Source organism: Nonomuraea sp. NPDC050451 (assembly GCF_044458585.1).
On the sequence record NZ_JBITHZ010000006.1, the window covers coordinates 182,740 to 209,292 of the forward strand.

The following is a 26,553-nucleotide window of genomic DNA, read 5'->3' on the forward strand; positions in this document are numbered from 1 at the left end:
CAGCGCCGTCCTCAGGACCGGGTCCGCGGCACCGTCAGCAGCAGCCCGCCGAGGAGGGCGAGCACCGCGAGGAACGGCCCGCCGCCGGGCGCGAACCCGCCCACCGTCAGCGTCAGCACCCCGCCGCCGATCAGCGCGACCGAGGCGAGCGTGCCGCCCCATCCACCCTTCCCGTACGGCAGCGCGGGCGGCGTCTCGAACCTGTGGAACCCCTTCAGCAGCGGCCACATCACCAGGCACAGCAGCCCGAACCAGATCGGCCACCCGGCCAGCCAGAACGCGCTGCCGGGCCGCGGCGTGTCGATCCCCAGCAGGACCACCACCACGCCGGTCACCGCGAACAGGGCCGGCATGTGCCAGAGGTACACGGTCATGATCCTGGGGCTCGCCCAGGCCAGCACGCGGCCGGTGCGCAGCCGGAGCAGCCACGGCCGCAGCAGGGTGACCAGGCCGATCTGGCCGATCCCGACGGCCAGCATGGCGAGGGTGGGCGGGGCCATGTTCGACACCTCGGCGCCCGGCAGGCCGATCATGCTGCCCGGGTACGGGCCGTACGCCACCAGCAGGGCCGCGATCCCGTACCCGCCGATCGCCAGCGCCCACGGCCGCCGCAGCCGGCCCTCGGCGTAGAAGAAGCCGAGCTGGTGCACCGCCAGCCAGACGAACACGACGTTCAGGTAGCCCAGCGCCTCCAACCCGGTCGAGAAGCGCACCACGTCCGTCAGCACCGCCCCGGCCGCCAGTGCCGCGGGGACGCGCAGGCCGTACCGCTCGTGCAGGCGCACCGCGTACGGGGTGACCGTGACGGCGATCAGGTAGACGGCCAGGAACCACAGGAGCTGGCCGGTCAGCCGCGCGCCCGTCTCCAGCGGCTGCGCCGGCACCCCCAGCGTGAGCAGCACGTGGGGGAGCGGGATCCACACCGCCGCCAGCGGCAGCAGCGGCCAGGCCAGCCGGCGCAGCCGCGTGGACAGCCACCGCTGCGGGCCCTTGTCCGCCCGGGCGAAGCTGATCGCGTTCGCCGCGCCGCCCGCGAAGAACACCAGCGGCATGACCTGGCTGATCCACGTCACCACCCACACGCCGGGCGTCGACAGCGCGTTCCCCGTCGTCAGCCGGCCGCCGTCATAGGTCAGCACCGGGATCGTCCAGTGCTGGAACACGATGAGCGCCATGCCGAAGACGCGCAGCAGGTCGATGAACGGGTCCCGCACCGCCGTGCGGGTGCCCGCCGCGCGGGATGGCGCCGCCGGCGCGGCGGTGGGGCGGTCCAGCAGGACGGTCATGGGGGGCCTCGATTTCGGAGAAAACGGATGGCTCAAGGCTCCCGCCGGGGGCGTCCGCGCACATTGCCGCTCGCCACCGTCTTGCGGTCGAGATCACGTGACCCTCCCGGGTAGGGCTGGCCCTACCCTCAGACACCCGTAGACCCGCTCGTGCCGGGCGCCGCCACGCCATACGGTGATCCCATGCGCTCCCGGATGAGGCGTGTCCTTCTCGACACCCGTTACACGCTCGTCGGCTTCCCCACGGCCGTCATCGGCTTCGTGATCATGCTCGCCGGCTTCGCGGCCGGCGTGGGCACGGCGATCGTATGGCTGGGCGTGCCGCTGCTGGCCGGCACGCTGATGGCCGCCCGGGGCTTCGCCGACGCGGAGCGCGGCTGGCTGTCCGACGTGCTGGACCGCCCGCCCGTACGGCCCCGCTACAAGCCCGCGCCGCCCGGGGCGGGCCGCTTCCGCCGGATCGTCAACCCGCTGACCAGCGGGCAGTCCTGGCTCGACCTGCTGCACGGCATCATCAACCTGCCGTTCGCCATCCTGTCGTTCGTACTCACCGTGGTGTTCTGGGCGCTGCCGCTGGCGGGCCTGACCTATCCGATCTACGGCATCGTCACCTCGCGCATCCCGGGCAACGTGGAGCTGCCCGAACTGCTCGGCCTGGGCGACGGCTACGGCGTCAACTCGATCTTCTACGTCTCCCTCGGCCTGGTCTTCACGCTGATCATGCCGTTCGCCGTGCGCGGCTCCGCGCTGCTGCGCGCCGGGCTCGGCCGGGCGCTGCTGACCGGCGTGGCCGAGCTGCAGGAGCGCATCGACGACCTGGCCCAGGGCCGCGCCGCCGCCGTCTCCGCCGAGGCCAACGCGCTGCGCAAGCTGGAGCGCGACATCCACGACGGCCCGCAGCAGCGGCTGGTCTCGCTGGCCATGGAGCTGTCCAGGGCGCAGCGGCAGATGGCCAAGGACCCAGAAGCGGCGCAGGCCACGATCAAGTCGGCCATCTCCGCCACCCGCGAGACGCTCGACGAGCTTCGCGCGCTCTCGCGCGGCATCGCGCCGCCCATCCTGTCCGACCGCGGCCTCGCGCCCGCGCTGGCCGCCCTGGCCGGGCGCTGCACGGTCCCCGTCGACCTCGACGTGCAGACCGCCGAGCGCTACCAGGCCGCGGTGGAGAACGCCCTCTACTTCGTCTGCGCCGAGACCCTCACCAACGTCGCCAAGCACAGCCGCGCCACCAGCTGCGCGATCCAGCTGACCCGCATCGGCGACATCCTCATGCTCACGATCGGGGATGATGGGGTCGGCGGCGCACACGTCGCCAAGGGACACGGTCTCGCCGGGCTGGCCGACCGGCTCCGCGCCGTCGACGGGGAGCTGAGCGTGCAGTCGCCGGACGGCGGGCCGACAGTGATCGTGGCGGAGGTGCCGTGCGGGTAGTCGTGGCCGATGACGCGGTTCTGATCAGGGAGGGCCTGGTCAGGTTGCTGGAGGAGTTCGGCTGCGAGGTGGTCGCGACCGTCGGTGACGGCGACGCCCTCGTGCGGGCGATCGCCGAGCACAAGCCGGACGTGTCGGTGGTCGACGTGCGCATGCCGCCGTCGTTCACCGACGAAGGGCTCAAGGCGGCCGTGGAGGCGCGGCGCAGGGTGCCCGGGGCGCCCGTGCTGATCCTTTCGCAGTACGTCGAGGTCTCCTACGCCGACGACCTGCTCGCCGACGCCAGGGGCGCGGTGGGTTACCTGCTGAAGGACCGGGTCGTCGACGTGGACGAGTTCCTGGAGGGCCTGCGGCGGGTGGCCGCGGGCGGGACGGTGTTCGATCCGCAGGTGGTGTCCCAGTTGATGGTGCGCAGACGTAAGGACGATCCGCTGGCGCAGCTGACGCCGCGGGAGCGCGAGGTGCTCGGGCTGATGGCCGAGGGGAAGTCCAATCCGGCCATCGGACGGCAGCTCGTGATCAGTGACGGAGCCGTGGAGAAGCACATCAGGAGCATCTTCAACAAGCTCGGCCTCTACGCGGAGGACAGCGACCAGCATCGCCGGGTGCTCGCCGTCCTGACCTACCTGCGTTCCTGACCCTCCCGGGGGCCCGATGGTTGAGGGGTGGTGGCCGGTCCGCGCGGCGTCGCGCGCGGACCTGGCCGCTCGGGGGATTAGCCGAGCGCGTCGACCAGCTTCTTGCGCTGCTGGGCGCCCAGGCCGCCGAGGCGACGCTTCTCGTCGACGCCCGCCTCCTCCATCAGCGCGGTGGCCTTGGCCGGACCGACGCCCTTGACGGCGCGGAGCGCCTGCGACACCTTGATCTTCTTCGCGATGTCGTCGTCGCGCTCGAGCAGCTGAGCGAACGTCAGCTCGCCGGCCTTGACCTTGGCGAGCAGAGCGGTGCGGGCCGCACGCGCCTCGGCGGCCTTGGCCAGAGCCGCCTGACGCTGCTCGGGGGTGAGAGTGGGAAGTGCCATCTCAGTTCTCTCCTCGGGGAGTTTACGTTCGGGATTCTGTTACCCGTGGTGCAGTGGCTAATCATGGCGGATACCAGCGGTTCGTGTTGCGAAAAGCGCCGCTCAACGTGTCCGCCACACTTCCGCGGCCGCTTCCGCGCACACCACGTCCTGCGTGATCGTGCCTCCGCTGACGCCTATGCCGCCGACCACGCGGGCTCCCCCACCGTAGTCCGCCCAGAGCGGGATGCCGCCTCCGACGCAGACGTAATCGTCCCTGGGCAGGCCGTACAGGTCGCCTCCCGGAGCCGTCCGCACGGCCAGCTCCGCGGTGGGTCTGCGCAGGGCCACCGAGGTGTACGCCTTGCCCTGCGCGAGACCGGGGCCCGCGATCTCCGCACCCTCCATACGCTGGAAAGACACCAGATGTCCTCCCTCGTCGACGACCGCCACGGAGATCACCGCGCCTTCGCGGATCGCCCGCCTGACGGCGGCCTCGGTCATGCGGAGCGCGAGCTCGAGATTCACGCCTGATTCCCTCGGATCGCTCGGGTCATGTTTGGTCTTCCTCCCATGCGTACAGGCCTTTAGCCGGGCACGGCAAGATCGCTAACATGGCTCGGAAGGGGAGCGGGCCGGAGGGGCTTCACCCCTTCAGCGTGGAATTCATCACATTCTGTCGCTCGGGCGTGTCGCGACCCTGGTCAGGCCGGTTTTGCCGCCACATTTCGACACACTCCGGCGTGAGAAAGGCGTCGAACACCGACTCCATCGCCCCCACGAGCGCCCCGCGCCAGCCCAGCGCCGAGCCCTCGATCCTGGGCGGGTGCTCGCGGCGGATGGCCATGAGGCCGGGCTCGCAGGCCGCGAGGAGCGCCTTCCCGGCGCGCTCGCGCAGCTCCACGCCGTGGCCCGAGAGAGTCACGACCTCGGGGTCGTGGGCGTTGACGAGTGCCGCGATGCCGCGTCCGAGCGCTCTGGCGTTGGCCGTGACCGCCTCCTCGCTGGTGGCCAGCACCCGCTCGGCCTGCGCGCGCCCCCGGCCGCCGCCGTGGGCGAGGCCGACGTGGCGGAGCAGGGCGTTCGCGCCGACGTCCATGCTCCAGCAGCCGATGGCGCCGCACGGGCAGGGCCGGCCGCCGCCGGTCAGCGGCATGTGACCGAACTCGGCCCCCGCGCCGCTCGCCCCGGCCAGCGGCCGGCCGTCCACGACGAGCACGCCGCCGAGGTCGAAGTCCACGTGCAGGTGCAGGCCCACCTGTACGCCCTGCAGTCGTCCCCTGCGCGCCTCGGCCAGCGCAGCGAACGCGGTGTCGTTGCCCACGACGGGCGCCGGGACGTCCGGGCCGAGCAGGCGAGGGACGTCGACCGACCGCCAGCCCAGGTGGGCGATGTCCACCAGGCCGCCGTGCCGGACCGGACCCGCGAAGGCCACCCCGAGGCCCACCACCCGGTGCCCGAGGCGGCGCCGGTGCGCGGCGACGGCCTCGCCCAGGGGCCTCAGGACGCCCTCGGGGGTGCCGTCGTGCGGGCGCAGGTCGAGCGTCTCGGTCCGGCCGCCGAGCTCGCAGGCCGCCAGCTCCCAGGCGTCCTCCCGTACGTCCACGGCCAGGGCGAGCGGGCCGCGCGGATGCGGCCCCGGCACCTGCGTCGGGCGGCCCCTCGCGTGCTCCCGGGAGGGTTCCTCGTGCAGCAGTTCGTCCTCGGCGAGCCCGGCCACCAGCACCGACGCGGTCCCTCGCGCCAGGCGCAGGTCGCGGGTCAGCTGCGACCTGGTGCGGGTGGCCCCGCAGTCGTGTACGGCGCGCAGCAACCGGACCCGGTTGTGCGCGCGAAGCTCGCCACTCGTCGTAGCACCGATCACGGACCACAGTTTATGCTCTAGCCGTGAACAAAATCCTCATTGACGCCAGACGCGCTCGTGCCGGAGTGTTCGGATTCTTCTTCCTCGCCGGGTTCGTGATGGGCTTGTGGGCCGCCGGGCTCCCGTCCCTGAACGACCGGCTCGGCCTCGGCCCCGCCAGGCTGGGCAGCGTCCTGTTGCTGATCTCGGGTGGCGCGCTGGTGTCGATGCTGGTGGCGGGGCCGCTGGTGGACAGGTGGTCCAGCCGCCGGGTGTGCTGGTTCGCCGGTCCCTTCTCGGGGCTGGTCCTGCTCGGCCCCGCCCTCGCGTCCTCGTACTGGGCTCTGGCGGTGCTCGCGGTGGTGTTCGGGATCGGGCTCGGGGTGACCGAGGTCGCCATGAACGCCCACTCCGTCGAGGTCGAACGCCGCTACGGCCGCCCGATCATCTCGGCCTTCCACGGCACGTGGAGCCTGGGCGGGGCGGCCGGCGGCGGGCTCACCTCGCTCGCGCTGCAGGCCGGCGTGGACGCGCAGTGGCTGCTCATCGTGGCGGCGCTGGTCGTACCCCTCCTGTACGTGCCGGCGGCCCGCCTCCTGCTCCCCGACCCGCCCGCCCACACCACCGCCTCGGAGACCGGCGCCGCCTCCGGTTCGTCGCTGGGCTGGGGCCTGATCGCCCTGCTGGGCCTCGCCGCCTTCGCCGGGCACCTGAGCGAGGGCGCCGCCATCGACTGGGCCGCCCTGCACGCCCGGTGGGTGCTGGAGACGGATCCGGCCATGGCGCCGCTCGCGTACACGATCTTCTCGGTGGCCATGACCACCGTCCGCCTGCTCGGCGACCCCATCCGCGCCCGGCTCGGCTCCGTCCGCACCATCCAGCTCGCCGGCCTGTTCGCCACGGCCGGCTACATCCTGGTCCTGGCGTCACCAGCGGTGGGAGGTGCCCTCCAGATCGTCTGCGCCTGGACCGGCTGGGCCCTGGCGGGCGTCGGGCTGGCCACGGTGGTCCCGGTCCTGTTCAGCGCGGTCGGGGCCGCGGGGGGCCGCGTCGGCCGCGCCCTCGCCATGGTGACCGCCTTCGGCTACAGCGGCCTCCTCCTCGGGCCCGCCGTCCTGGGCTACGTGGCCGAGGCCTCGTCCCTGCCGATCGCCTTGATTATCCCCGCCATCCTCGCCGCCGTCGTCGCCCTCACCGGCACCCCCGCCATCCGCACCCTCACCCACCTCCCCACCTCAACCGAAACCCCCAAACCCACCCCAACCCCGGCCCACGACTGACCCCACCCACCGACCGCCCCACGGACTGCGATTTCGCCCGGAGGCCAGCGGATCCGTACGGCACCGGGCGGGCCTACGGGCGGGCGCGGTCGCCGGTGGTGGGACGGTGACGGCCCGAGGGCGGCAGGTGGCGTCTGCGGAGGGGTGCGGCGGCGGGCCCGGGGCCCCGGGGGCGGCGGGCTCGGGCGGGCAGGCGGTGCGCGACGGGCGCGGTCGCCGGTGGCCGGTGGCTCGTGCCCGCCCTCGGCGCCGCCGCGAACCAGGCGCCGGGTCGGTGGGTGTGGGGCAGTGGTGCTCGGCGCAATGCGCGCGGTGCTCAACCGGCGGGTGGCGGGCTCGGCGGGTGGCGGGTGTGGGCAGCGGCGGGTGGGCGGTGGTGTGTGGGTGTGCGAGGGTGTGTGGAAAGTGTGGAAAGTGGCTTTGAGCTGGTGTTATGTGATCGTGACTTGACCTGCAAGTTACGCGCATATTTCATGTCCCACACACCGTAAACGTTTACAGCGTCTAGATCGTAAACGTTTACAGGACATGGAAGGACAGCCTTGGCCGACGGACCCACGATCAACACGATCGCCGAGCGTGCCGGTGTCTCGATCGCCTCCGTCTCGCGGGTGCTGAACGGCCTGCCGACCAGGCAAGAGACCGTGCGCAAGGTGATGGCCGCCGCAGACGAGCTCGGCTACGTGCGCAACGCCGTGGCCAGGTCGCTCAAGTCGCGCCGCACCCACCAGGTCGCCTTCGCCATGGCCGACGTCGGCAACCCCGCCTACCTGGCCATGCTCCGCCAGATCCAGCCCGTGCTGAAGGCCGCCGGTTACCGGCTCGTGCTGCACTCCACCGACGCCGTCGTGGCCGACGAGATCGACGTGCTGCACAGCCTGGGCGAGCGGTACGTGGACGGGCTGATCATGAGCCCGCTGCGGGTCACCGAGGCGCACCTGCAGATGCTGGCCGCCGCCCGCACCCCCGTCGTGATCATCGGCCAGGTGCCGGAGGGCACCCGCGTGGACAACGTACGGGCCGACTCCCGGACCGGCGTCAGGCTGGCGATCGATCACCTGTACGCGCTCGGCCGCCGCCGGATCGCCATGGTCAACGGCCCGCTGGACACCGTCCCCGGCGCCGCCCGCGGGGCCGCGTACCGGGAGGCGCTCCAGGACCTCGGCCTGCCCTACGACGAGAACCTCGTGCAGATCGGCGACTTCTACCGCGCGGAAGGGGGCCGCGCGGTGGCGGAGCTGCTCGCCAGGGTTCCCGACGTGGACGCGCTGATGTGCGCGAACGACCTGATCGCGCTCGGCGCGCTCGACGTGCTGCGCGCGGCGGGGCGGCGGGTGCCGGAGGACGTGGCGGTGGTCGGCATGGACGACACCGACCTGGCCGCCGCCTCCTGGCCGTCGCTGACCAGCGTCTCGCTGGGGTCGGCCGAGCGCGGCAAGGCCGCCGCCGAGCTGCTGCTCGAACGGCTGCAGGGAGGCGACCGCGAGCCGAGGCTGGTCACCGTGCCGCCCAAGCTCGTGGTCCGCGCCTCAACCGCCGGGGAGCCGGGCGGGCCGGGCGGACAGGGCGGGCAGGGCGCCGGATACGAGCACCGTACGGACGAAGGAGGGAAGGCGTGACGGCGACCGCGACGAGACCGGCGCCGCCGCGCGGGACGCGGCGCGCCAAGCGCCGGCGGATCTCGCGCCAGACGCGCGAGATGTGGCTGCTCATGCTGCCCGCCCTGGTGCCGGTGGCGCTGTTCAGCGTGGGCCCGCTGCTGTACGGCATCGGCCTGGCGTTCACCGACGCCCGCAACACCCGCAACCACGAGACGAGCTTCGTCGGCCTGGAGAACTTCGGCCGGCTGCTGACCGACGACGAGTTCTGGTCCTCGTTCAAGATCGGCGCGATCTGGGGCGTCTCCGTGACCGTGCTGCAGTTCCTGGCCGCGCTCGGCCTGGCGCTGCTGCTCAACGAGAACCTGCGGTTCAGGGGCGTGGCCCGGGTGCTGGCGGTGGTGCCGTGGGCGATGCCGCCGGTCGTCATCGGCCTGATGTGGAAGCTCGTCTACCACCCCGACGCGGGCATCCTGAACGACCTGCTCGGCACGGACATCAACTGGCTGGCCGACTTCTCGCTGGCGCTGCCGGCGATCATCGTGGTCGGCATCTGGACCGGCATGCCGCAGACCACGGTGGTCCTGCTGGCGGGCCTGCAGGGCATCCCCAAGGAGCTCTACGAGGCGGGCGAGGTGGACGGCGCCACCCGCTGGCGGAGGTTCTGGAACATCACGCTGCCGCAGCTCAGGCCGGTGATCGTGGCGATCACCTCGCTCGACTTCGTGTGGAACATCAATCAGTTCGGCCTGGTCTACGTGCTCACGCAGGGCGGGCCGGGCGGGCAGACGCGGCTGCCGATGCTGTTCGCGTACGAGGAGGCGTTCAGGTACCGGATGGCCGGTTACGCCTCGATGCTCGGCCTCGCGATGGCGATCGTCGTGCTGGCCGTGCTCGCGCTCTACCTGGGACGCCAGATGAGGGAGGCCAAGTGATGAGGCGCTTCTCGCAGTACGTGGCGCTGGTCGCGTACATCGTCTTCCTGGCGTTCCCGCTGGTCTGGCTGCTGTCGACGGCGCTGAAGACGCCGCGGGAGATGGCCCTGGCCGACCCCACGTGGATCCCGCGCGACCCGACGCTGGCCAACTTCGCCGACGCGTTCGGCGAGCAGGACCTGGTGGGCGCGGGGCTGCGCAGCCTGGTCGTGGCGCTGTTCAGCAGCGTGATCACGGTGCTGATCTCGCTGCCCGCCTCCTACGCGATGGCGCGCTACCGCAGCCTGCTCAACCGGATCGCCATCGGATGGGTGCTGGTCAGCCAGGTGTTCCCGTTCATCCTGATCATCATCCCGCTCTTCATGATCCTGCGCGATCTGGACCTGGTGAACACGCTGCCCGGCCTGGTGGTCGTGCACGTGACGTTCACGCTGCCGTTCGCGCTGTGGATGCTCCAGGGGTACGTGCGCGCGGTGCCGCGTGAGCTGGAGGAGGCGGCGGCCGTGGACGGCGCGACCCGGCTGCGCTCGATCGCGAGCGTGGTCGCGCCGCTGCTGGCGCCGGGGGTGGTGGCCACGCTGCTGTTCTCGTTCATCTCGTCGTGGAACGAGTTCATGTTCGCGCTCGTGGTCCTGCAGAACCCCGATGTCATGACGCTCCCGCTCACTCTGGTGCGGTTCACCGGTCCTGAGGGGGTGGCCAGGCTCGGCCCGCTGGCCGCGGCGTCGCTCATGGCGACGATCCCGAGCCTGATCTTCTTCGCAATCATTCAGCGGCGACTGAAGTCCGGCCTGATGGCCGGCGCCGTGAAGGGCTAGGAGGCTCACATGCGAATCACGTCCGCTCTGGCGGCTGCGGCGATCCTCACGCTGGCCGCCGCGTGCGGCGGGGGAGGCGGCGCGCAGTCGTCGTCCGCCCCCAACGAGCCAGTCAAGATCAATTTCCTCAGCCTGGCGTGGCAGAAGGAATCCGTCGCCGCGAACAAGCAGCTCGTGGACGAGTGGAACAAGGCCAATCCCAACATCCAGGTCACCTACGTCCAGGGCAGCTGGGACAACGTCAACGACCAGCTCGTCACCCAGTTCGCCGGCGGCACGGCGCCGGACGTCATCCACAACGACTCGCCCGCGCTGTCCGGCTTCGCCTCCGACGGCTACCTGCTCGACCTGAAGGACAAGCTGCCCGCCGAGCTCAAGAGCGACATCCCGCAGCCCGCCTGGGACACCGTCACCTTCGATGACGGCAAGGGCCAGCAGGGCGTGTACGGCGTGCCGTTCCTGCAGGAGTCGCAGGTCATCATCGCCAACAAGAAGCTGCTCGACGCCTCCGGCGTGCGCGTCCCGACGGCCGACAGCCCCTGGACGTGGGACGAGTTCTCGGCCGCCGCGAAGAAGATGACCAAGGACGGCAACTTCGGCGTGGCCTGGCCGATGAAGTCGCCGGTCAACAAGACGCTCAACCTGGCGCTCAACTTCGGCGGCACGTTCTTCCAGACGGCCGACGGCAAGACCACGGTCAAGGTCGGGCCCGAGGAGCGCGAGGTGCTCCAGCGCATCCACGACCAGCTCTACAAGGACAAGTCCGCCGACCCGGCCGCGCTCGGCCAGGGCACCGCGGACCCGCTGCCGGCCTTCTACAAGGGCAAGTTCGCGCTGCTGCCCGCCGGCGTCTACCTGCGCCAGCAGGTCGCCGAGCAGGCTCCGGAGGGCTTCGAGTGGGTCACGCTCCCCGCGCCGAAGGGCACGAGCGCCCAGCAGGGCGCGGTCTCGCAGACGCTGTCGATCGCGCAGGACAGCAAGCACCCGGACGAGGCCATGAAGTTCATCGCCTTCTTCCTGAACGGCCCGAACCAGGCCAAGCTCGCCAAGGGTGACTGGCTCCTGCCGACCTCCCAGGCGGCCGCCGCCGACCCGGCGATGACCACCAAGGAGAACGGCTGGGACGTGGCCACCGCCTCCGCGAAGAACCTCGTCGTGGCGCCGTTCCTCAAGGTGAACGGGTTCGACGAGTGGAAGACCAAGGTGGCCACGCCGACGCTGCAGGAGTACTTCGCCAATAAGATCACCATCGACCAGGCGGCCTCGAAGCTGGTCGAGGACGGCAACAAGGTGTTGGAGCGGTACCAGCGGTGACTTATCGGGATAAAGCCCGTGGGTGTCTTCTCGGCCTCGCGGCCGGGGACGCCCTCGGGGCCCCGGCCGAGAACCTGCCGCCGTCGGAGATCCGGCGGCGGTGGGGCCGGCTCACGGAGATCGAGGGCGGCGGGACCGACGACACGGAATACGCCATCTTCGCCGCCTCGCTCCTGGTGCGGCACGGGCACGCGCTGACCTCCGCCGACGTGGCGCAGGCGTACCGGCGGGAGATCATCCCGCGGGTCACCGGGCCCATGCGCGGGGCCGGGTTCTCCGAGCTGGGCACCGTCGAAGCGCTTCGCCGGGGGCTCGAGCCGCCGCTGACGGGGCTGGTGCACTCGCACGGCTGGTCGGACGGGCTCGCGATGCGCGCGGCGCCGTACGGGGTGTTCTGCCCGGGAGATCCCGCGGAGGCGGCCCGGCTGGTAGAGCAGGACGGGCTGGTCAGCGGATCCGGCGAGGGCATCCTGGGCGGCCGCGCGGTCGCCGGGGCCGTGGCCGCCGCGATGGGCGGGGCCCCGGTCCAGGACGTCGTACGGGCGGCGCTGTCGGTGATCCCCGCCGACTCGTGGACGGCCCGCAACGTCGTGCGAGCCTGCGCGACCCTGCCGACCATGGGCCCGGCTTCGGACGCGGCCGAGCTTGTCGAGGCCCTTCACGAGGCCGTGGTCGTCAGGCACTACCCCTGGACCGACGTCGCCCCCGAGGCCGTGGCGCTGGCGCTGGCGGCCGTACTGGCCGGAGACGGCGACGTCGAGGCGTCCGTGACGTTCGGGGTGAGCCTGGGCAGGGACGCCGACACGATCGGCGCCATCGCCGGGGCGATCGCCGGAGCCATGCGCGGCGAGAGCGGCGTGCCCGAGCGGTGGGCGGACAGGATCGGGCCCGTGACGGGCAAATGCCTGCCCGTCGTGGCCGGAAAACACGTACTGGACGTCGCCGACGAACTGGCGGGAGGACTGTAGATCACGATGTCGGGGGACAGAATCAGGGGGGCCTTCGCCGGGCTCGCCGTCGGTGACGCCGCCGGATGGCCGGCGGCCAGGCACCGGGCGGCCCTGCACGCCCCCTGGAGCAGACGCCTGCACAGAGAGCTGGACGCCTTCGCGGAGGAGCACGAGGTCACCACGCTGCCGGTCCCGTTCGCGCTCAACCAGCCCACGGCCCCGCTGGCCGTGGGCCCGTCCGACGACGCCGAATGGCTCGCCTGGACGGCGCTCACGATCGACCGCCCAAGGGCCGAGGCGTTCAGGGAACTGCCCCGGGAGGGCATCAGGGCGCGGATCTCGGTGGCCACCGCGCTCGACAACCTCGCCAAGGGCGTCGAGCCGCCCGCGTCCGGGCACGACAACCCGCACCACTTCGACGACGCCGCCGCCGTCAGGGCCGTGGCGTTCGGGGTCCTGGGGCGCGACCCCACGCAGGACGCCCAGGTGACGAACGCCTACGACGGCGTCCTGGGCGCCCGGGCCATGGCCGCCGCCGTGACCGAGGCGGTGCGGTCGGGATCGGCGGCCGGGGCGGTGGAGGCGGCGCTGGCCGTACTGCCCGAGGACACCGCCATCGGCCACAACGCCCGCGCGGCGCTGGCCGTCACGCGCAGGGCGGGCGACCCGTTCGCGGCCGTGCCCGCGCTGGACGCCGCGCTGCTCGACCACGTCTACAGCTACGGCGTCGGCGCCGCGCAGACCGTGCCGGTGGCGCTGGCGCTGGCCGAGTGCGCGGGCGGCGAGCTCGCGCGGGCCGTGCCCGCGGCCGCCTGCCTGGCCGCGCTGGCCGACTCGGCGCCCGCGCTGACCGGGGCGCTCACGGGAGCGTGCCGCGGATCGGAGGCGATCCCGGAGGGGTGGATCGCGTCGTCCCGCACGCTGGCCGGTTGTTGCCTGCCTGACCTGGCGGGCCGGGATCTGATCGAACTATCGGAGGGAATCGCATGACGCCGCTTGAAGACAGGGCCACTGGCTGCGTGGCGGGGGCGGCGGTCGGTGACGCGCTGGGCGGCGCCACCGAGGGCTGGACCCCCGAGCAGATCGTCGAGAGGTACGGGGGCCGCGTCGAGGGCATCGTGCCGCCGTTCAACGAGGACTGGCGCAACGCCCGCCCCATCGCCCCATACCACAAGGGCGACGGCCACATCACCGACGACACCTTGATGACGCACGCCCTGATCCGCGTGTACGAGAAGGCCGGCGGGCACCTGAGCGCGTACTCGATGGCCGAGCACCTGGTGCCCGAGCTGATGGGCGAGCGGCGCTGGATCCCCGAGCTGGAGGCCGAGGCGCTGCCGCTGCAGCGGATCTTCCTGGCCGAGAAGTGGATCGTGGCCAGGCTCCACTACGGGCACGTGGACCCGCGCGAGGCCGGCGTCGGCAACATCGTCAACTGCGGCGCGGCCATGTACGTCGCCCCCGTCGGCATCGTGAACGCCGCCGACCCCGACGCCGCCTACGCCGAGGCCGTCGACCTGGCCGGGGCGCACCAGTCGAGCTACGGCCGGGAGGCCGCCGGGGTGATGGCCGCCGCCGTGGCCGAGGCCATGCGGCCGGGCGCCACCGCGGACTCCGTGATCGCGGCCTGCCTGCGCCTGGCCAAGGACGGCACGCGGGCCGCCATCGAGTCCGTCTGCGAGGCCGCCGCCGGGCTGGGGCACTGGGACGGGTCGTTCGAGACGCTGCGCGCCGCCATGCGGCCCTACGACACGGTCGCCGACACCTACCGCGACCAGGGGCTGGGGGCGCGGCGGCCGAGCCGGGTGCACAGCATCGAGGAGCTGCCGCTGGCGCTCGGGTTCCTGGTGATCGCGAAGGGCGACTACCGCGAGACCGTGCTGGGCGGCGTCAACTACGGGCGCGACGCCGACTCGATCGCGTCCATGGGCGGGGCCATCGCGGGCGCTCTCGGGGGGCTGTCCGCGGTGCCGTCGGAGTGGGTCTCGCAGGTGGGGGCGGCCAGCCGTACGGACCTGGTGGCCCCCGGGCTCGCGATCGCGGAGGTGGCGCGCCGGGTGCACGCCGACGACCTGGTACGGCGCCGCGGCCACGAGGCCGCCTTCGCCGACCTCGACCGCCGGTGATCCGGCTCACCTGGGTCCAGCCGGAGGACCTGATCGGGCACGAACTCCGCCAGGCCGCCGAGGACGGCCGCGCCTCCGGTCCCGACGCCGAGCGCGTGCGGGAGATCGCGGCCCGCTGGCACGCGGCCGGCGGGCATGACGCGCCCCCGCGTGCCGGGGCCTCCGAGCCGGGGGCGGCGCGGCTGCGGGACCTGGCCGGGGAGCTGCTGGACGAGCTGGCCGCCGTCCCGTCCCCGCTGCCCGAGCCCTCGGACCTGGCCGGCATCGTCGCCGCCTGCCCGTCCTGGCCCGGCGCGGCGGCGAGAGAGGCCGTGGATCCGGCGCGGGTGCTGGGCGCGTGGCAGGGCCGGGCGGCCGGGTGCGTGCTCGGCAAGCCCGTGGAGAAGATCCCGCGCGAAGGCATCAGGCAGATCGCCGAGGCCACCGGCAACTGGCCCATCCGCGGCTGGTTCACCGCCAAGGGGCTCCCGGACGACGTCGCCCGCCGCTGGCCGTGGAACCGCCGCAGCGCCGTCAACTCCCTGGCCGAGAACATCGACGGCATCCCGGAGGACGACGACCTCAACTACCCGCTGCTGGCCCTTTCCGTCCTGGAGCGCCACGGCCGCGGCTTCACCACCGACGACGTGGCGAAGCTGTGGCTGGACGAGCTCCCCGCCGGCCGTACGTTCACCGCCGAACGGGTCGCGTACCGCAACCTCCTGGACGGCGTCGAGCCGCCCGCCACGGCCACCCGCCGCAACCCGTTCAGGGAGTGGATCGGCGCCCTGATCAGGGCCGACGTGTACGGCTGGAGCAACCCGGGCGACCCCGCCACGGCGGCGGAGCACGCCTGGCGCGACGCCCGCCTGACCCACACCGCGAACGGGATCTACGGGGCGATGTTCGTGGCCGCCATGTGCGCGTCCGCCATGGTCGCCACCTCGCCCGAGGAGGTCGTGCGGGCGGGCTTGTCGGTGGTGCCGGAGCGCTCCCGCCTGCACGAGGCGGTACGCCTGGCCGCCGCGGACGCCGCCCGCGAGGACGACTTCGAGCGGGTCGTCGACCTCCTGCACGAACGCCATGGCAGCCTGCACTGGGTGCACACCGTCAACAACGCCGCCCTCGTCGCGGCCACGCTGATCCACGGCCGGGGCGACTTCACCGCCACGATCGCCGGAGCGGTGGCCGGCGGCTGGGACACCGACTCCGCCGGGGCCACGGCCGGGTCCGTCGCGGGCGCGCTGAACGGCGGCGTGCCGGAGCGCTGGCGGCTGCGTGACAGCCTGGCCAGCAGCCTGACCGGGTACGACGGGGTGGGGCTGGCCGAGCTGGCCACCCGTACACAGGAGATGATGAAGCCATGATCTCGGTTTTCGGCAGCGCCAACATGGACCTCGTCGCGTACGTCTCCGAAGCCCCCAAGCGGGGCGAAACGGTCACCGGGCACCGGTTCCGGACCGTGCCCGGCGGCAAGGGCGCCAACCAGGCCATCGCCGCCGCCCGCGCGGGCGCGCACGTGGCCTTCCTCGGGGCGGTGGGTGACGACGGGTTCGGGGCGGAGATGCGCGCCACGCTGGCGGAGGCCGGGATCGACGTGCGCGGCCTGCGCGAGGTACCCGGACCCAGCGGCATCGCGCACATCGTGGTGGACGACGAGGGCGGCAACTCGATCATCGTCGTCCCCGGCGCGAACGGCGCCATCGCCGGCCCCTCGGGCGAGGACCTGGCCGCCATCGCCCGCTCCGACGCGCTGCTGCTCCAATTGGAGCTGCCCATGGAGGCCGTCGTGGCGGCCGCCCAGGCCGCCCAGGTCTCCGGCGTGCCCGTCTACCTCACCCCGGCCCCCGCCCGGCCGCTGCCGGACGAGCTCCTCGACGCGGTCACCACGATCGTCCCGAACGAGCACGAGGCCGCCGCCATCACGGGCGCCGCCGACGCGGAGGCCGCCCTCGACGCGCTGCTGGAGCGGGTCGAGGAGGTGCTGATCACGCTGGGCGCGGAGGGCGCGCTGTACGGGTCGCGCTCGGGGGAGCGGCTGCGGGTGCCCGCGGTGAAGGTGGAGGCCGTGGACACGACCGCGGCCGGCGACACCTTCGTGGGCGCGTTCGCCGTGGCCAGGTCGGAGGGGATGGGTGTGGCCGAGGCGCTGGGCTTCGCGTCCACGGCGGCGGCGCTGTCGGTGCAGCGTGAGGGGGCCAGCACGTCCATGCCGACCCGCCACGAGATCGAGGCCGCCCTGCCCTAGCCTTCGGCCCGCTCGTAGCGCAGCAGGATTTCGGAGTTCATCCGGCAGAGGGATCGCTTCTCCGGTAGGTTCTGCGTGTGTCCTCAAGGACGCCGGTCAGGGCTTGGCCGTCGCCGACTCCGGCTGGGGAAGGCGAGAAGCCGCTTCCTTCGGGTAGCGGAGGAGTCACGATGTGGTACTCGTCGATCACATTCGGGTGAGCGCGCCAGTCGGCCGTGAGCCGCTGTTCAGCAGGAGGTCCTTGCCGGGCTGGCTCTTCAGCTCGGCGACCTCCTTGGCGAGGTCGCCGGAGACGATCCGGGTGGCCCAGCCGGCCTCCTGCAGCGTGGTGGAGAAGACGATCTTCGGGGTGCTGCGCCAGATGGGGGCGAACTTGAGGTCGTGTGGGTCGTCCGAGATCGACTCCGCGTTCGGCCAGTAGTTGGACATCATCTCCCAGACGACGCGCCCGTACAGGAAGGTGCCGACGCGGGCGTGGACCTCGTCCCCGTACGCCGACAGCTCCGGCCCCATCGCCGGCCAGTCGAACTCCCCGTTCGGGCCCTCGATGTGGCCGTCGACGGAAGTGTGGACCCAGTAGATGAGCTTGCTCATCGTGTGCTCCTTCGCGTTGTGCTCGTGACTGGGTCGGAGCCGTCCGCGCCTTCTCTACATCCCTTCCGAAGATCTTTTCTCGTGCGTCCAGAGGAGCCTGGCGGGGGCTGCGGGCCGCATCCCGGCCAGGAGATCGGGCAGCAGCGCGGCCAGCCCGGGCGGGAACACGCGTTCCTCGGTGGCGGCCAGCTCGTCCGCGCGCCACCAGCGGTTGCCGAGCTTGAAGTCCTCCGTCTCGTACTCCTCCAGCGCCGTGTGGGTGACCGTCGCGGACGGCACGCGGGCGAAGAAGTACGTGTGCACGGTGTAGAAGTGGCGGCCGAGGTTGGACCACGCGCCCTCGTTCACCGCCACGGGGTCGCCGAGGTCGGCGGCGCTGAGCACGTGGCCGGTCTCCTCCAGCGCCTCGCGTGCCGCCGCCTGCGCCGGTGACTCGCCCGGCTCGAGGCCGCCGCCGGGCAGGTGCCAGGCGGGCTCCTTCTGCCACGGGTCCGGCGGGATGAAGCGGAACAGCAGGACGCGGTCGTCGGGGGCGGCCAGGATGACGCGGGCCGTGGGGCGCTGCGTGCGGGCGATCACCGTGACAAGGCTATGCGCCGTGCAGGTGGGCGAGCGTCTGCTCCAGCTCCGCCTGCAGGATCGCGCCCGCCGCGTCGCCGTCCCCGTCCCGGACGGCGGCGACCAGCTCCGCGTGCGCGTCGTGCCCGGGGTTGCGGTCGTGCGAGCGCAGCCCGAGCACCTCCACCAGGCCGATCAGCCCCTCGCGCAACGCCGGCGCGAACTCGGCGAACAGGTCGGTCAGCACCGGGTTGCCGGCCGCCGCCACGACCGCCGCGTGCAGGGCGATGTCGGCGTCCACGAACGCGGCGTCGTCCTCCGAGGCCGCCCGCGCCCGCGCCGCCAGCGCCTCCTCCAGCGCCGCGATGTCCTCCTCGGTGCGCCGCTGCGCGGCCATCCGGGCGGCCTGGGTCTCGACCATCATGCGGACCTCGTAGACGTCCGTGATGGCGGCCCGCCGCAGCCGGCCGGGCCAGTCCTCGGCGATCGCAGTGGTGATCGCAGTGGCGATCACGAACACGCCGGAGCCCTGCCGGGCCTGCACCAGCCCCGCCCCCGCCAGCGCGCGCAGCGCCTCCCGGACCGTCGAACGCCCCACGCCCAGCGTCTTGGCCAGCGCGTTCTCGCCGGGCAGGCGGGTGCCCACGGGCCACTCGCCCTGCGTGATCTGCTCGCGCAGGTGCTGGGTGGCCTGCTCGACGAGCGGGCTGGGACGGAGGGAGCCGAGCGGCATCGAATGCACCTCTCAGGTTGTCTGAGGACCTGTGTTGTGATTAGTGTAGCCGCCATGACGCCGTCCGTGTACGTCTGGAACCGTCAACGTCCCAGCAGCATGCCGTACCACCGCTACAAGCCCGCCCACGAGCGCGTCGAGGTGCCGCTCACCGAGCGCGACTGGCCGTCCGCGCGCATCACACGAGCCCCGCTCTGGGTGCCCGTCGACCTGCGCGACGGCAACCAGGCGCTGGCCGAGCCGATGGACCCGGCGCGCAAGCGCCGGATGTTCGACCTGCTGACGGGCATGGGGTTCAAGGAGATCGAGGTCGGCTACCCCTCGTCCAGCCAGCTCGACTTCGACTTCGTCCGCCACCTGGCCGAGCCCGGCGTCGTGCCGGAGGACGTGACCGTGGTCGTGTTCACGGCCGCCAGGCGCGACCTGATCGAGCGCACGTTCGCCGCCATCGAGGGGCTGCCCCGCGCGGTCGTGCACCTCTACACCGCCACCGCCCCCACCTGGCGGGACGTGGTGCTCGGCCACGACAGGCCCGAGCTGCGCGCCCTGATCATGGACGCCGCAGGGCACATCGCCCGGCTCGCGGAAGGCCGCGACGTGCGCTTCCAGTTCTCGCCGGAGGTGTTCAACCTCACCGAGCCCGACTACGTGCTGGAGGTCTGCAACGACCTGACGGCCCTGTGGGACGCCGCCCCGGACCGCCCGGTGATCCACAACCTGCCCGCGACGGTCGAGGTGGCCACCCCCAACGTGTACGCCGACCAGATCGAGTACATGCACCGCCACCTCGACCGCAGGGACGCGGTGATCCTCTCGGTGCACCCGCACAACGACCGCGGCACCGGCGTGGCCTGCGCCGAGCTGGCCGTGCTGGCCGGCGCCCAGCGCGTGGAGGGCTGCCTGTTCGGCAACGGCGAGCGGACCGGCAACGTGGACCTGGTGACCCTCGCGCTCAACCTGCACTCCCAGGGCGTGGACCCCATGCTCGACCTGTCCGACATCGACGAGATCCGCCGGGTCGTGGAGCACTGCAACCGGCTGCCCGTGCCCGACCGCCACCCGTACGCGGGGGACCTCGTCTACACCGCCTTCTCCGGCACCCACCAGGACGCCATCGGCAAGGGCCTGGCCCACCACGCCAAGCGGGCCGCCGAGCTGGGCGTGCCGCCGGAGCGGGCGCCGTGGGACGTGCCGTACCTGCCCATCGACCCCGCCGACGTGGGCCGCGGCTACCAGGCGGTCATCCGGGTCAACAGCCAGTCGGGCAAGGGCGGCATCGCCTACCTCCTGCGCGCCCGCTACGGCCTGGAGCTGCCCCGCCGCCTGCAGATCGACTTCTCCTCGGTCGTGCAGCGCGCCACCGACGGCAGCGGCGAGGAGATCACGGCCGAGCAGCTGTGGGAGCTCTTCCACGCCACCTACGTGGCCCCGGGGGAGACCAGCGCGCTGGCCGAATGGAGCACCAGGGAGACGGCGCCGGGGGTGCACGAGTTCGAGGGCACACTGCGGTCGGGGCGCCGGCTGCGCGGCACCGGCAACGGGCCGCTGTCCGCGCTGACCGCCGCGCTCGGCGACGACGGGATCGACGTGGACATCCTCCACTTCGCCGAGCACGCCCTGGACCCGGGCCGGGGCAGCCGCGCCATCGCCTACGTGGAGGCCCGCGTCGACGGCGTCACCAGCTGGGGCGCGGCCCAGGACACCTCGGTCCTGACCGCCTCGGCGCACGCCGTGCTGGCCGCCGTCAACCGCGTGCTGGCGTCCGTGCCGGCCTGATCACCGGCGGGCGCGGCTCACGTCTGGGTGGCGATCTTCGCGTCCAGGTGGGCCGCGCACTCGTCGCGGAAGTAGAGCGTACGGGAGCGCAGCCGCTTGGGGTCGGCCAGGACCGCCCGGGAGACCGAGGGCACGACGGCGTGCCGTACGGAACCGAACAGCCGCGCCACGTCGGCGGGCGAGGCCCCCTGGGCGCCCAGCCCCGGCGCGAGGATGGGGCCGTTGAGGTCGTCCAGCGAGTGCTCCAGCTCGGGCAGCGTGGCCCCCATCACGACCCCGATGGGCCCCAGCGGCTCGTGCCCGGCGTTCGCCGCGGCGACCCCGGCGAGCACCTGGTCGGCCACGAGCCGCTGCAGCGGCGCCGCCTCCGGGTTGGAGGTGCGGGCCAGCACGAAGACGCCGGCGTCGTTGGCCATGGCCGACAGGATCGCGCCCTCCAGCGACCCGAATCCGAGATACGGGCTCAGCGTCACGGCGTCGGCGGCCAGCGGGCTGCCCCGGTCGAGGTAGGCCTCGGCGTAGGCGGCCATCGTGCTGTCGATGTCGCCCCGCTTGACGTCGAGCACCACCAGCGTCCTGGCCTCGCGCAGGTCGGCGATGGTGCGTTCCAGCACCGCGATGCCGCGGCTGCCCCAGCGCTCGTAGAAGGCGGACTGCGGCTTGACCAGGGCGGCGACGTCGCTGACCGCCTCGACGACGGTGCGGCTGAAGCGTTCCAGACCGGCGGGCGAGTCGTCGAGCCCCCAGGCGTGCAGCAGCGCCGGGCTCGGATCGATGCCCACACAGAGCGGCCCGCACTCGTCGAGCCTGGCTCGAAGGCGCGTCCCGAATGACTCGTTCATCTCATGGGCCCCCTTACGACCGTAGGCAGCCTAGCTTGCGGCGGCCGTAGCCAGGAATGCATACTTCGGCGACGGTATGGGATCGGGCCTTCAAGTGTCTTACATGGGGTAGATCAGGCTACATGTACGAGATCGCCCATCGGGTGCTGGTGCTGCGTACCGATCCGCCGCGTGATGTCACCGTCACGATCGGCGTGCCTTACGAGGAGCCGACGGGGGACTGGTCGTGCCCGTACCGGATCGACGGGCTCGACGGGTGGGAGCACGAGCGGAAGGTCACCGGGGTCGACTCGCTGGAGGCGATCGAGCTGACCCTGGCCATGGTCCGGGCCGCGCTGGCGGGCTCGCACGAGGCCAAGGAGGGGCTGCTGAGCTGGGACGAGGCGCCGTTCGGGCAGCGGCCGCAGACGGTGTACGTGAGCTTGGACAAGATCCGCGATATCGCCTATATCGCGACGAAGCACGAAATAGCGCCAGAAGAGGTCGTAAGTCAGGTTGAAGTGGCGGATGTCGTCCTTGATTTCGGCGACACCGGGCAGTTCCTCGGCCTGGAGCTCTCGAACGCGTCCTCGCGGCTCCCGCCCGAGATGCGGATCTGAAAGATCGGCATAATCGGCAGCGTGAGCGCCCCCATCCTCCCCCGCCTCGTTGCCACCGACCTCGACGGAACCCTCCTCAACTCCGCACGTGCCGTCACCCCCCGCACCGTAGAGGCCCTGCAAGCCGCCCGCGCGGCCGGAGCCGAGATCGTCTTCGTCACCGCCAGGCCGCCGCGCGGCGTCCGCGCGATCGCCGATCAGGCGGGCGTCACGGGCGTCGCGATCTGCAGCAACGGCGCGATCGTGTACGACCTGGACACCGACGAGGTCGTCACCAGCCATCTCCTGGACCGGACGGCGGCGAACAGGGTCGCGCAGGCCCTGGCCGCGGCCCTGCCCGGAGTCGGCCTGGCCGTCGAGACGGGCCGGGGCGTGCTCGCCGAGGCCGCCTACACCAGGCGCATCGTGGAAGACCTGGCCTTCCTCCGCGAGGTGAGCTCCGTCTTCGACGGCGACGACCCCATCATCAAGCTGCTCGCCCAGTCGCAGACCAGCACGGCGGACGAGATGGTGGCGGCCGTCGTCGCGGCGATCGAGGGGCTGGCCGAGGTCACGCACTCCGGCGGGGAAGGGCTGCTGGAGATCAGCGCTCCCGGGGTGACGAAGGCGAGCACGCTCGACGTGCTGTGCCGGGAGCGGGGGGTCGAGCCCGGCGAGGTGGTGGCCTTCGGCGACATGCCGAACGACCTGGCCGTGCTCGCCTACGCGGGCGCCGGGTACGCCATGGCCAACGCGCACCACCTGGTGCTGGCGGCGATCGAGCGCCGCACGCTGTCCAACGACGAGGACGGGGTGGCCGCGGTGCTGGAGGAACTCTACGGCTGACGATCGCCTTTGCCCGCCGAGGTGCCCGCCCGCCCCCGCAGGCGGGCACGTACGGCGTCAGGCGTCGTCGTCCGACACCCGTGAGGCGCCCTGGCATGTGGTGGGCCCCTTGCCGAGCAGCGGGAGCAGCGACCCGCAGGTGCTCACGGGCAGCGACACCGGCTCGATGATCTCGTCGTTGAAGATGGTCACGTTGCCGATCAGCGGCGGCGGGCCGCTCGGCCTGGGGGCCTCGCCCTCCGCGTGCGCGGCGCCCGCGAGCGAGCACACGAACGCCGCGATCGCCACGACGGCGGCCGGCCGCCTCACCGGGGCACCCCGGCTAGGCGGCGACCCGTTCCTGCTGCAGGGCCGACTGCCGCTCGCCCCCGTTCGTCCCGGCCTCGCGCCGCGCGCCCGCCATGATGCGGTCGATCAGCGCCAGCGCCAGTGCCGAGACCACGAAGGTCAGGTGGATCAGTGTCTTCCACAGCAGCTCCCTGTCGGTGATGGTCGGTCTGGACGCGTTGATGAAGATCTGCAGGAGGTGGACGGACGAGATGCCGATGATCGCCATGGCCAGCTTGACCTTCAGCACGTTGGCGTTGACGTGGGAAAGCCATTGGGGCTGGTCGGGGTGCCCCTCGATGCGCAGCCGGGCGACGAACGTCTCGTAGCCGCCGATGATGACCATGATGAGCAGGTTGGAGACCATGACCACGTCCACGAGGCCGAGGACGATCAGCATGACGGTGGTCTCCGGTGGTGAGCCGCCGAACCCGAGCTCGATCAGATGGAGCAGCTCCAGCATGAACCGCCACGTGTACACGATCTGGGCGAGGATCAGCCCCATGTAGAGCGGCGCCTGAATCCACCGGCTGAGGAACATGAAATAGCCGACATACCCGGACATGGTCCGTGACTCCGGTGGAGTGTCGGCCACGGGCACCTGCGCGAGCCGCACTAGGACGTGAAGACGTTGACGTGCTGGACCCAGGTCTCGACGCGCACGATGGGCGGGTCGGTGGTGAGCTTGTCGAGGGCGATGGGGGGTATGGCGCCCGCCAGCGCGAGTGCGGCGACGGCGGTCAGGACGCGGACCTTCAAAGGATCTCCTAGCTGCTCTGCGCTATCGGATGGACTGGGCTTGCGCTGTAGGGGGGAACTGATCGGGCCGCCGTGGCGGCGGCGCGGCCGGCTCGCCGCGCCGCCTGCCCGGATAACCGGATCGGCCGGGGACGTGCCCAGGCTGGGCCGGTCAGGGCTGCAGGCAGCTCACGGCCGGAACCTCGGCCGGCACGGCCGGCGCGGTCGGGTCGATCAGCGTCGAGGCGCCGGCGCCGGCCTCGGCCAGGCAGGGGACCAGAGTGAGAGGATCCACCACGGCGTAGGACGCAGGGGCGGCGAGCAGGGTCAGGCCACCGGCGACGGCCGCGACGGCGACGATCCTTCGGGGGGAGAAAAGCATGGAACCTCCTGGGAGACGGTAATGAACAACCGTCGTCTAGCTACCCAGGGTAGTGATCCAGTAACGCTACGTATATTAGAAAGCTCTCACGACTCCCAGCGGTCCTGCGCGGCCATGACCTCGTCGCCGTGGTCGTGCGCCCACGCCCCGAACGCCTCGATCGGGCCGAGGAGGGTGCGGCCGAGGTCGGTCAGCTCGTACTCGACGCGGGGCGGGGCCTCGGCGTACGTGCGGCGCGTGACCAGGCCGTTGAACTCCAGGCGGCGCAGCGTCTCGGTGAGGACCTTGGTGCTGATGCCGCCGATCTCCTCGCGCAGCCGCCCCGGCCGGCGCGGGCCGTGGCGCAGCGCCCACAGGACGACCGCGTTCCAGGTGTTGGCCAGCAGGTCGAAGGCCAGCCGGGCCTGGCAGTCGGCGATGAACCCCAACGAGGCCTCCGTTAGGCACCAAATGGTGTGTGACGGGCTTTCTACAGTCCTTCTACTTACCAGTTCATGCGACGGAGGACGAACATGCGTATCGGGATCCTGGGGGCGGGCGGCATGGCGGACGCCCTGGGCACGCAGTGGGCCAGGGCGGGGCACGAGGTGATGATCAGCGGCAGGGACGCCTCGGCGAGCGCGACCCGGGCGGCGGCGATGACCGCCGAGGCGGCGCGCACGCGGGCCGACGCGGCCGGCACGGAGGCTCGGGTGGCGCGCACATCGGCCGAGGTGGTGGGGGTGCGGGCCGGGAGCTGGGCGGAGGCGGCGGCGTTCGGTGAGGTCGTGATGGTGGCCGTCAGGCAGGCGGGGCTGACCGGCGTGCTCGAGTCCGCCGGCGCCGCGCTGCGCGGCAAGCCCGTCATCGACGTGGCCAACGCCGAGGGCCCGTACGACCCCAACCGCCCCATCGCCCCGCTGATCCGCGACCTCACGGGAGGGCACGTGGTGAAGGCGTTCAACCTGTGCCACGTGGACGTGTGGCGGCTGACGCCACCGGTGTTCGACGGCAGGCCGCTGGCGGTGCCGCTGTGCGGTGACGACCCGGCCGCCCTGGCCGCGGTGCGCACGCTGGTCACCGACCTCGGCTGCACCCCGGTGGACGGCGGCGGGCTCGACCGGGCCACGCTGCTGGAGGCGACGGCCGCGTTCATGATCGGGCTCTGGTTCGGCGGCGCCGACGCCCAGGCCGTGCTCCCGCCGGTGGCCTATTCGGGCGTCTAGGCCATACGACCGTCGGTGTATCGGGGATGACGACGAGCGGCGGATGCCCTCCGGCGGGCCCGGCACGATCCTGGGAGACCGCAAACGAGGTCGAAGGGGAGAGATGCAGTGGTAACCCAGGTCGCCAAGGGGAACGGGTACGTGACCGCGTTCAAGGCCGTCGTCGTCCTCAACACGCTGTCCGTCCTGGCGCAGGCCGTCACGGCAGGGCAGCTGATGAGCGGGGGAGGGGCGGGCTCGCACGGCATGGGGGCGCTCGCCGTGCACGTGCTGGGGCTGCTGCAACTCGTCGCGGCCGTCCTGCTGTGGCGGCCCGGCCGGGGGCCGGGCTGGCCCGCGCTGGTCGGCCTGGCGGTGCTGCTGCTCGGCTTCGCCCAGTCCGCCCTGGGCGGCTCGGGCGTGCTGGCGGTGCACGTACCGCTCGGGATGACCCTCTTCGGGCTCAGCGTCTGGCTCCTCGTCTGGGCCTGGCGCCCGGCGTGACGGCGCGGATCAGCCGGGGTGGCGGGCCAGGTGGTCGGCGCGGCGGATCGGGTCGGGGAGGCGGTAGCTGGGGGCGAGGCGCAGGACCTGGTCGGTGACCGTGTCCAGGGAGATGCGGTGGCCCTGGGAGACGTACACCGGCTTGATCTCCCGCTGCGTGCGCAGCGCGCGGCCGACGACGGCGCCCTCGTGGACGATCGGCGCCCAGTCGCCGCGCTCCGGCCCCGGCGGCTCGTGCGTGCCGACGAAGGGCGTCTTGCCCACGCCGAGCGCGGGCAGGCCGGTCAGCACGCCCAGGTGGCAGGCCAGGCCGAAGCCGCGCGGGTGCGCCAGCCCGTACCCGTCGCAGACCAGCAGGTCGGGCGTCACCGTGAGCCGTTCGAGCGCCTCCACCAGGGCGGGCAGCTCCCGGAAGGCGAACAGCCCCGGCACGTACGGGAACGCCACCCGGCCGCGCACCGTCACCTCCTCCACCGTCGCCATCGTGCCGGCGTCGAGGACGACCACGGCGGCCGTGAGGGCGTCGTCGCCGTGATAGTGCACGTCCAGGCCCGCGACCAGGGAGAAGTCGGTGGGGCCGGTGAGCTCGACGCGCCCGCGGAGCCGGTCCTGGACGGCCTCGGCCTCGGCGGTGGTGGTGGGCCATGGGTGAAGCTGCTTTACCTGCACCCGGCCTAAGCTAT

31 protein-coding genes are annotated in these 26,553 nt (G+C 72.4%); 17 read left to right on the forward strand and 14 right to left on the reverse strand.

Annotated elements, in window-relative coordinates; all coding sequences use genetic code 11:
• Positions 1-11: 11 nt before the first annotated feature.
• A complete protein-coding gene (locus tag ACIBI9_RS21675; protein ID WP_397223948.1) occupies positions 12-1,286 on the reverse strand; it encodes an acyltransferase in 1,275 nt (424 codons plus the stop codon).
• Between the two features lie 195 nt (positions 1,287-1,481).
• On the opposite strand from ACIBI9_RS21675, the gene ACIBI9_RS21680 reads away from it, so the two are divergent.
• Complete coding sequence (locus ACIBI9_RS21680) at positions 1,482-2,717, forward strand: sensor histidine kinase (protein WP_397223949.1); 1,236 nt, start codon at positions 1,482-1,484, stop codon at positions 2,715-2,717.
• Positions 2,708-3,355, forward strand: coding sequence for a response regulator (locus ACIBI9_RS21685; RefSeq protein ID WP_397223950.1), 648 nt, complete (start codon positions 2,708-2,710; stop codon positions 3,353-3,355). Before ACIBI9_RS21680 ends, ACIBI9_RS21685 begins: the two co-directional genes overlap by 10 nt.
• 77 nt (positions 3,356-3,432) lie before the next feature.
• Here the strand turns inward: ACIBI9_RS21685 and mihF are convergent, their stop codons facing one another.
• The 3 genes from mihF to ACIBI9_RS21700 form a co-directional block, all read right to left on the reverse strand.
• Entirely contained in the window at positions 3,433-3,738 is a 306-nt protein-coding gene (mihF, locus tag ACIBI9_RS21690; protein WP_043641121.1) for an integration host factor, actinobacterial type, read from the reverse strand.
• Between the two features lie 102 nt (positions 3,739-3,840).
• Complete coding sequence (locus ACIBI9_RS21695; protein ID WP_397223951.1) at positions 3,841-4,245, reverse strand: heme-binding protein; 405 nt, start codon at positions 4,243-4,245, stop codon at positions 3,841-3,843.
• A 118-nt stretch (positions 4,246-4,363) separates the two neighbouring features.
• On the reverse strand, positions 4,364-5,581 hold the full coding sequence (locus tag ACIBI9_RS21700; RefSeq protein WP_397223952.1) for an ROK family protein: 1,218 nt from the start codon (positions 5,579-5,581) through the stop codon (positions 4,364-4,366).
• A 23-nt stretch (positions 5,582-5,604) separates the two neighbouring features.
• Between ACIBI9_RS21700 and ACIBI9_RS21705 the strand changes: the two genes are divergently transcribed.
• The 10 genes from ACIBI9_RS21705 (at position 5,605) to rbsK (ending at position 16,808) form a co-directional block, all read left to right on the forward strand.
• A complete protein-coding gene (locus ACIBI9_RS21705) occupies positions 5,605-6,840 on the forward strand; it encodes an MFS transporter (RefSeq protein ID WP_397223953.1) in 1,236 nt (411 codons plus the stop codon).
• Between the two features lie 542 nt (positions 6,841-7,382).
• Complete coding sequence (locus tag ACIBI9_RS21710) at positions 7,383-8,459, forward strand: LacI family DNA-binding transcriptional regulator (RefSeq protein WP_397223954.1); 1,077 nt, start codon at positions 7,383-7,385, stop codon at positions 8,457-8,459.
• Positions 8,456-9,373 (forward strand): carbohydrate ABC transporter permease, encoded by a 918-nt coding sequence (locus ACIBI9_RS21715; RefSeq protein WP_397223955.1) that lies wholly within the window; start codon positions 8,456-8,458, stop codon positions 9,371-9,373. Before ACIBI9_RS21710 ends, ACIBI9_RS21715 begins: the two co-directional genes overlap by 4 nt.
• Entirely contained in the window at positions 9,373-10,191 is an 819-nt protein-coding gene (locus ACIBI9_RS21720; protein WP_397223956.1) for a carbohydrate ABC transporter permease, read from the forward strand. Before ACIBI9_RS21715 ends, ACIBI9_RS21720 begins: the two co-directional genes overlap by 1 nt.
• Before the next feature lie 9 nt (positions 10,192-10,200).
• A complete protein-coding gene (locus ACIBI9_RS21725; protein ID WP_397223957.1) occupies positions 10,201-11,505 on the forward strand; it encodes an ABC transporter substrate-binding protein in 1,305 nt (434 codons plus the stop codon).
• Positions 11,502-12,473 (forward strand): ADP-ribosylglycohydrolase family protein, encoded by a 972-nt coding sequence (locus ACIBI9_RS21730; RefSeq protein WP_397223958.1) that lies wholly within the window; start codon positions 11,502-11,504, stop codon positions 12,471-12,473. The genes ACIBI9_RS21725 and ACIBI9_RS21730 overlap by 4 nt, the downstream gene beginning before the upstream one ends.
• A gap of 6 nt (positions 12,474-12,479) precedes the next feature.
• Positions 12,480-13,445, forward strand: a complete 966-nt coding sequence (locus ACIBI9_RS21735) for an ADP-ribosylglycohydrolase family protein (RefSeq protein WP_397223959.1) — start codon at positions 12,480-12,482, stop codon at positions 13,443-13,445.
• A complete protein-coding gene (locus ACIBI9_RS21740) occupies positions 13,442-14,581 on the forward strand; it encodes an ADP-ribosylglycohydrolase family protein (RefSeq protein ID WP_394501497.1) in 1,140 nt (379 codons plus the stop codon). The genes ACIBI9_RS21735 and ACIBI9_RS21740 overlap by 4 nt, the downstream gene beginning before the upstream one ends.
• The gene (locus ACIBI9_RS21745) at positions 14,578-15,927 is read left to right on the forward strand and encodes an ADP-ribosylglycohydrolase family protein (protein WP_397223960.1); all 1,350 of its coding nucleotides are present in this window, start codon (positions 14,578-14,580) and stop codon (positions 15,925-15,927) included. Before ACIBI9_RS21740 ends, ACIBI9_RS21745 begins: the two co-directional genes overlap by 4 nt.
• Positions 15,924-16,808 (forward strand): ribokinase, encoded by an 885-nt coding sequence (gene rbsK / locus ACIBI9_RS21750; RefSeq protein ID WP_397223961.1) that lies wholly within the window; start codon positions 15,924-15,926, stop codon positions 16,806-16,808. Before ACIBI9_RS21745 ends, rbsK begins: the two co-directional genes overlap by 4 nt.
• Positions 16,809-16,994: 186 nt before the next feature.
• Here rbsK and ACIBI9_RS21755 read toward each other — a convergent pair whose 3' ends face one another.
• Genes ACIBI9_RS21755 through ACIBI9_RS21765 form a run of 3 tightly spaced genes read right to left on the reverse strand, consistent with a single transcriptional unit; the run spans position 16,995 to position 18,693 of the window.
• Positions 16,995-17,402 carry a dihydrofolate reductase family protein gene (locus tag ACIBI9_RS21755; RefSeq protein ID WP_397223962.1) on the reverse strand — a complete coding sequence of 136 codons (408 nt, stop codon included), beginning with the start codon at positions 17,400-17,402 and terminating at the stop codon, positions 16,995-16,997.
• 54 nt (positions 17,403-17,456) lie between these two features.
• Complete coding sequence (locus ACIBI9_RS21760; protein WP_397223963.1) at positions 17,457-17,981, reverse strand: NUDIX hydrolase; 525 nt, start codon at positions 17,979-17,981, stop codon at positions 17,457-17,459.
• 10 nt (positions 17,982-17,991) lie between these two features.
• A complete protein-coding gene (locus ACIBI9_RS21765; RefSeq protein WP_397223964.1) occupies positions 17,992-18,693 on the reverse strand; it encodes a FadR/GntR family transcriptional regulator in 702 nt (233 codons plus the stop codon).
• 54 nt (positions 18,694-18,747) lie between these two features.
• Between ACIBI9_RS21765 and ACIBI9_RS21770 the strand changes: the two genes are divergently transcribed.
• Positions 18,748-20,469, forward strand: coding sequence for a 2-isopropylmalate synthase (locus ACIBI9_RS21770; RefSeq protein ID WP_397223965.1), 1,722 nt, complete (start codon positions 18,748-18,750; stop codon positions 20,467-20,469).
• 17 nt (positions 20,470-20,486) lie between these two features.
• On the opposite strand, the gene pyrF is transcribed toward ACIBI9_RS21770, so the two are convergent.
• Complete coding sequence (gene pyrF, locus ACIBI9_RS21775; RefSeq protein WP_397223966.1) at positions 20,487-21,311, reverse strand: orotidine-5'-phosphate decarboxylase; 825 nt, start codon at positions 21,309-21,311, stop codon at positions 20,487-20,489.
• Between the two features lie 122 nt (positions 21,312-21,433).
• Here pyrF and ACIBI9_RS21780 point away from each other — a divergent pair, with 122 nt between their 5' ends.
• Both ACIBI9_RS21780 and ACIBI9_RS21785 read left to right on the forward strand, forming a co-directional pair.
• Complete coding sequence (locus ACIBI9_RS21780; protein ID WP_397223967.1) at positions 21,434-21,910, forward strand: DUF6968 family protein; 477 nt, start codon at positions 21,434-21,436, stop codon at positions 21,908-21,910.
• Between the two features lie 21 nt (positions 21,911-21,931).
• The gene (locus tag ACIBI9_RS21785; RefSeq protein ID WP_397223968.1) at positions 21,932-22,735 is read left to right on the forward strand and encodes a Cof-type HAD-IIB family hydrolase; all 804 of its coding nucleotides are present in this window, start codon (positions 21,932-21,934) and stop codon (positions 22,733-22,735) included.
• A gap of 57 nt (positions 22,736-22,792) precedes the next feature.
• On the opposite strand, the gene ACIBI9_RS21790 is transcribed toward ACIBI9_RS21785, so the two are convergent.
• From ACIBI9_RS21790 to ACIBI9_RS21810, 5 genes are all read right to left on the reverse strand, one after another.
• On the reverse strand, positions 22,793-23,044 hold the full coding sequence (locus ACIBI9_RS21790) for a hypothetical protein (RefSeq protein WP_397223969.1): 252 nt from the start codon (positions 23,042-23,044) through the stop codon (positions 22,793-22,795).
• A gap of 13 nt (positions 23,045-23,057) precedes the next feature.
• Entirely contained in the window at positions 23,058-23,627 is a 570-nt protein-coding gene (locus tag ACIBI9_RS21795; RefSeq protein WP_397223970.1) for a TIGR00645 family protein, read from the reverse strand.
• Positions 23,628-23,677: 50 nt separating this feature from the next.
• Entirely contained in the window at positions 23,678-23,821 is a 144-nt protein-coding gene (locus ACIBI9_RS21800; RefSeq protein WP_397223971.1) for a hypothetical protein, read from the reverse strand.
• A 151-nt stretch (positions 23,822-23,972) separates the two neighbouring features.
• A complete protein-coding gene (locus tag ACIBI9_RS21805) occupies positions 23,973-24,182 on the reverse strand; it encodes a hypothetical protein (protein ID WP_397223972.1) in 210 nt (69 codons plus the stop codon).
• 86 nt (positions 24,183-24,268) lie between these two features.
• On the reverse strand, positions 24,269-24,610 hold the full coding sequence (locus ACIBI9_RS21810) for a winged helix-turn-helix transcriptional regulator (protein WP_397223973.1): 342 nt from the start codon (positions 24,608-24,610) through the stop codon (positions 24,269-24,271).
• An 84-nt stretch (positions 24,611-24,694) separates the two neighbouring features.
• Here ACIBI9_RS21810 and ACIBI9_RS21815 point away from each other — a divergent pair, with 84 nt between their 5' ends.
• Entirely contained in the window at positions 24,695-25,387 is a 693-nt protein-coding gene (locus tag ACIBI9_RS21815; RefSeq protein ID WP_397223974.1) for an NADPH-dependent F420 reductase, read from the forward strand.
• A 108-nt stretch (positions 25,388-25,495) separates the two neighbouring features.
• Positions 25,496-25,870, forward strand: coding sequence for a hypothetical protein (locus ACIBI9_RS21820; RefSeq protein WP_397223975.1), 375 nt, complete (start codon positions 25,496-25,498; stop codon positions 25,868-25,870).
• 9 nt (positions 25,871-25,879) lie between these two features.
• Here the strand turns inward: ACIBI9_RS21820 and ACIBI9_RS21825 are convergent, their stop codons facing one another.
• Positions 25,880-26,539, reverse strand: coding sequence for an endonuclease V (locus ACIBI9_RS21825; RefSeq protein WP_397223976.1), 660 nt, complete (start codon positions 26,537-26,539; stop codon positions 25,880-25,882).
• Between the last annotated feature and the right edge of the window lie 14 nt (positions 26,540-26,553).

Excerpts from the sequence above, each read along its gene's own strand:
- pyrF (WP_397223966.1), bottom strand. The coding sequence starts at position 21,311 with ATGAACGAGTCATTCGGGACGCGCCTTCGAGCCAGGCTCGACGAGTGC.
- ACIBI9_RS21740 (WP_394501497.1), top strand. The coding sequence starts at position 13,442 with ATGACGCCGCTTGAAGACAGGGCCACTGGCTGCGTGGCGGGGGCGGCG.
- ACIBI9_RS21725 (WP_397223957.1), top strand. The coding sequence starts at position 10,201 with ATGCGAATCACGTCCGCTCTGGCGGCTGCGGCGATCCTCACGCTGGCC.
- ACIBI9_RS21765 (WP_397223964.1), bottom strand. The coding sequence starts at position 18,693 with ATGCCGCTCGGCTCCCTCCGTCCCAGCCCGCTCGTCGAGCAGGCCACC.
- ACIBI9_RS21720 (WP_397223956.1), top strand. The coding sequence starts at position 9,373 with ATGAGGCGCTTCTCGCAGTACGTGGCGCTGGTCGCGTACATCGTCTTC.
- rbsK (WP_397223961.1), top strand. The coding sequence starts at position 15,924 with ATGATCTCGGTTTTCGGCAGCGCCAACATGGACCTCGTCGCGTACGTC.
- ACIBI9_RS21795 (WP_397223970.1), bottom strand. The coding sequence starts at position 23,627 with ATGTCCGGGTATGTCGGCTATTTCATGTTCCTCAGCCGGTGGATTCAG.
- ACIBI9_RS21780 (WP_397223967.1), top strand. The coding sequence starts at position 21,434 with ATGTACGAGATCGCCCATCGGGTGCTGGTGCTGCGTACCGATCCGCCG.
- ACIBI9_RS21805 (WP_397223972.1), bottom strand. The coding sequence starts at position 24,182 with ATGCTTTTCTCCCCCCGAAGGATCGTCGCCGTCGCGGCCGTCGCCGGT.
- mihF (WP_043641121.1), bottom strand. The coding sequence starts at position 3,738 with ATGGCACTTCCCACTCTCACCCCCGAGCAGCGTCAGGCGGCTCTGGCC.
- ACIBI9_RS21755 (WP_397223962.1), bottom strand. The coding sequence starts at position 17,402 with ATGAGCAAGCTCATCTACTGGGTCCACACTTCCGTCGACGGCCACATC.
- ACIBI9_RS21675 (WP_397223948.1), bottom strand. The coding sequence starts at position 1,286 with ATGACCGTCCTGCTGGACCGCCCCACCGCCGCGCCGGCGGCGCCATCC.
- ACIBI9_RS21680 (WP_397223949.1), top strand. The coding sequence starts at position 1,482 with ATGAGGCGTGTCCTTCTCGACACCCGTTACACGCTCGTCGGCTTCCCC.
- ACIBI9_RS21735 (WP_397223959.1), top strand. The coding sequence starts at position 12,480 with ATGTCGGGGGACAGAATCAGGGGGGCCTTCGCCGGGCTCGCCGTCGGT.
- ACIBI9_RS21815 (WP_397223974.1), top strand. The coding sequence starts at position 24,695 with ATGCGTATCGGGATCCTGGGGGCGGGCGGCATGGCGGACGCCCTGGGC.
- ACIBI9_RS21770 (WP_397223965.1), top strand. The coding sequence starts at position 18,748 with ATGACGCCGTCCGTGTACGTCTGGAACCGTCAACGTCCCAGCAGCATG.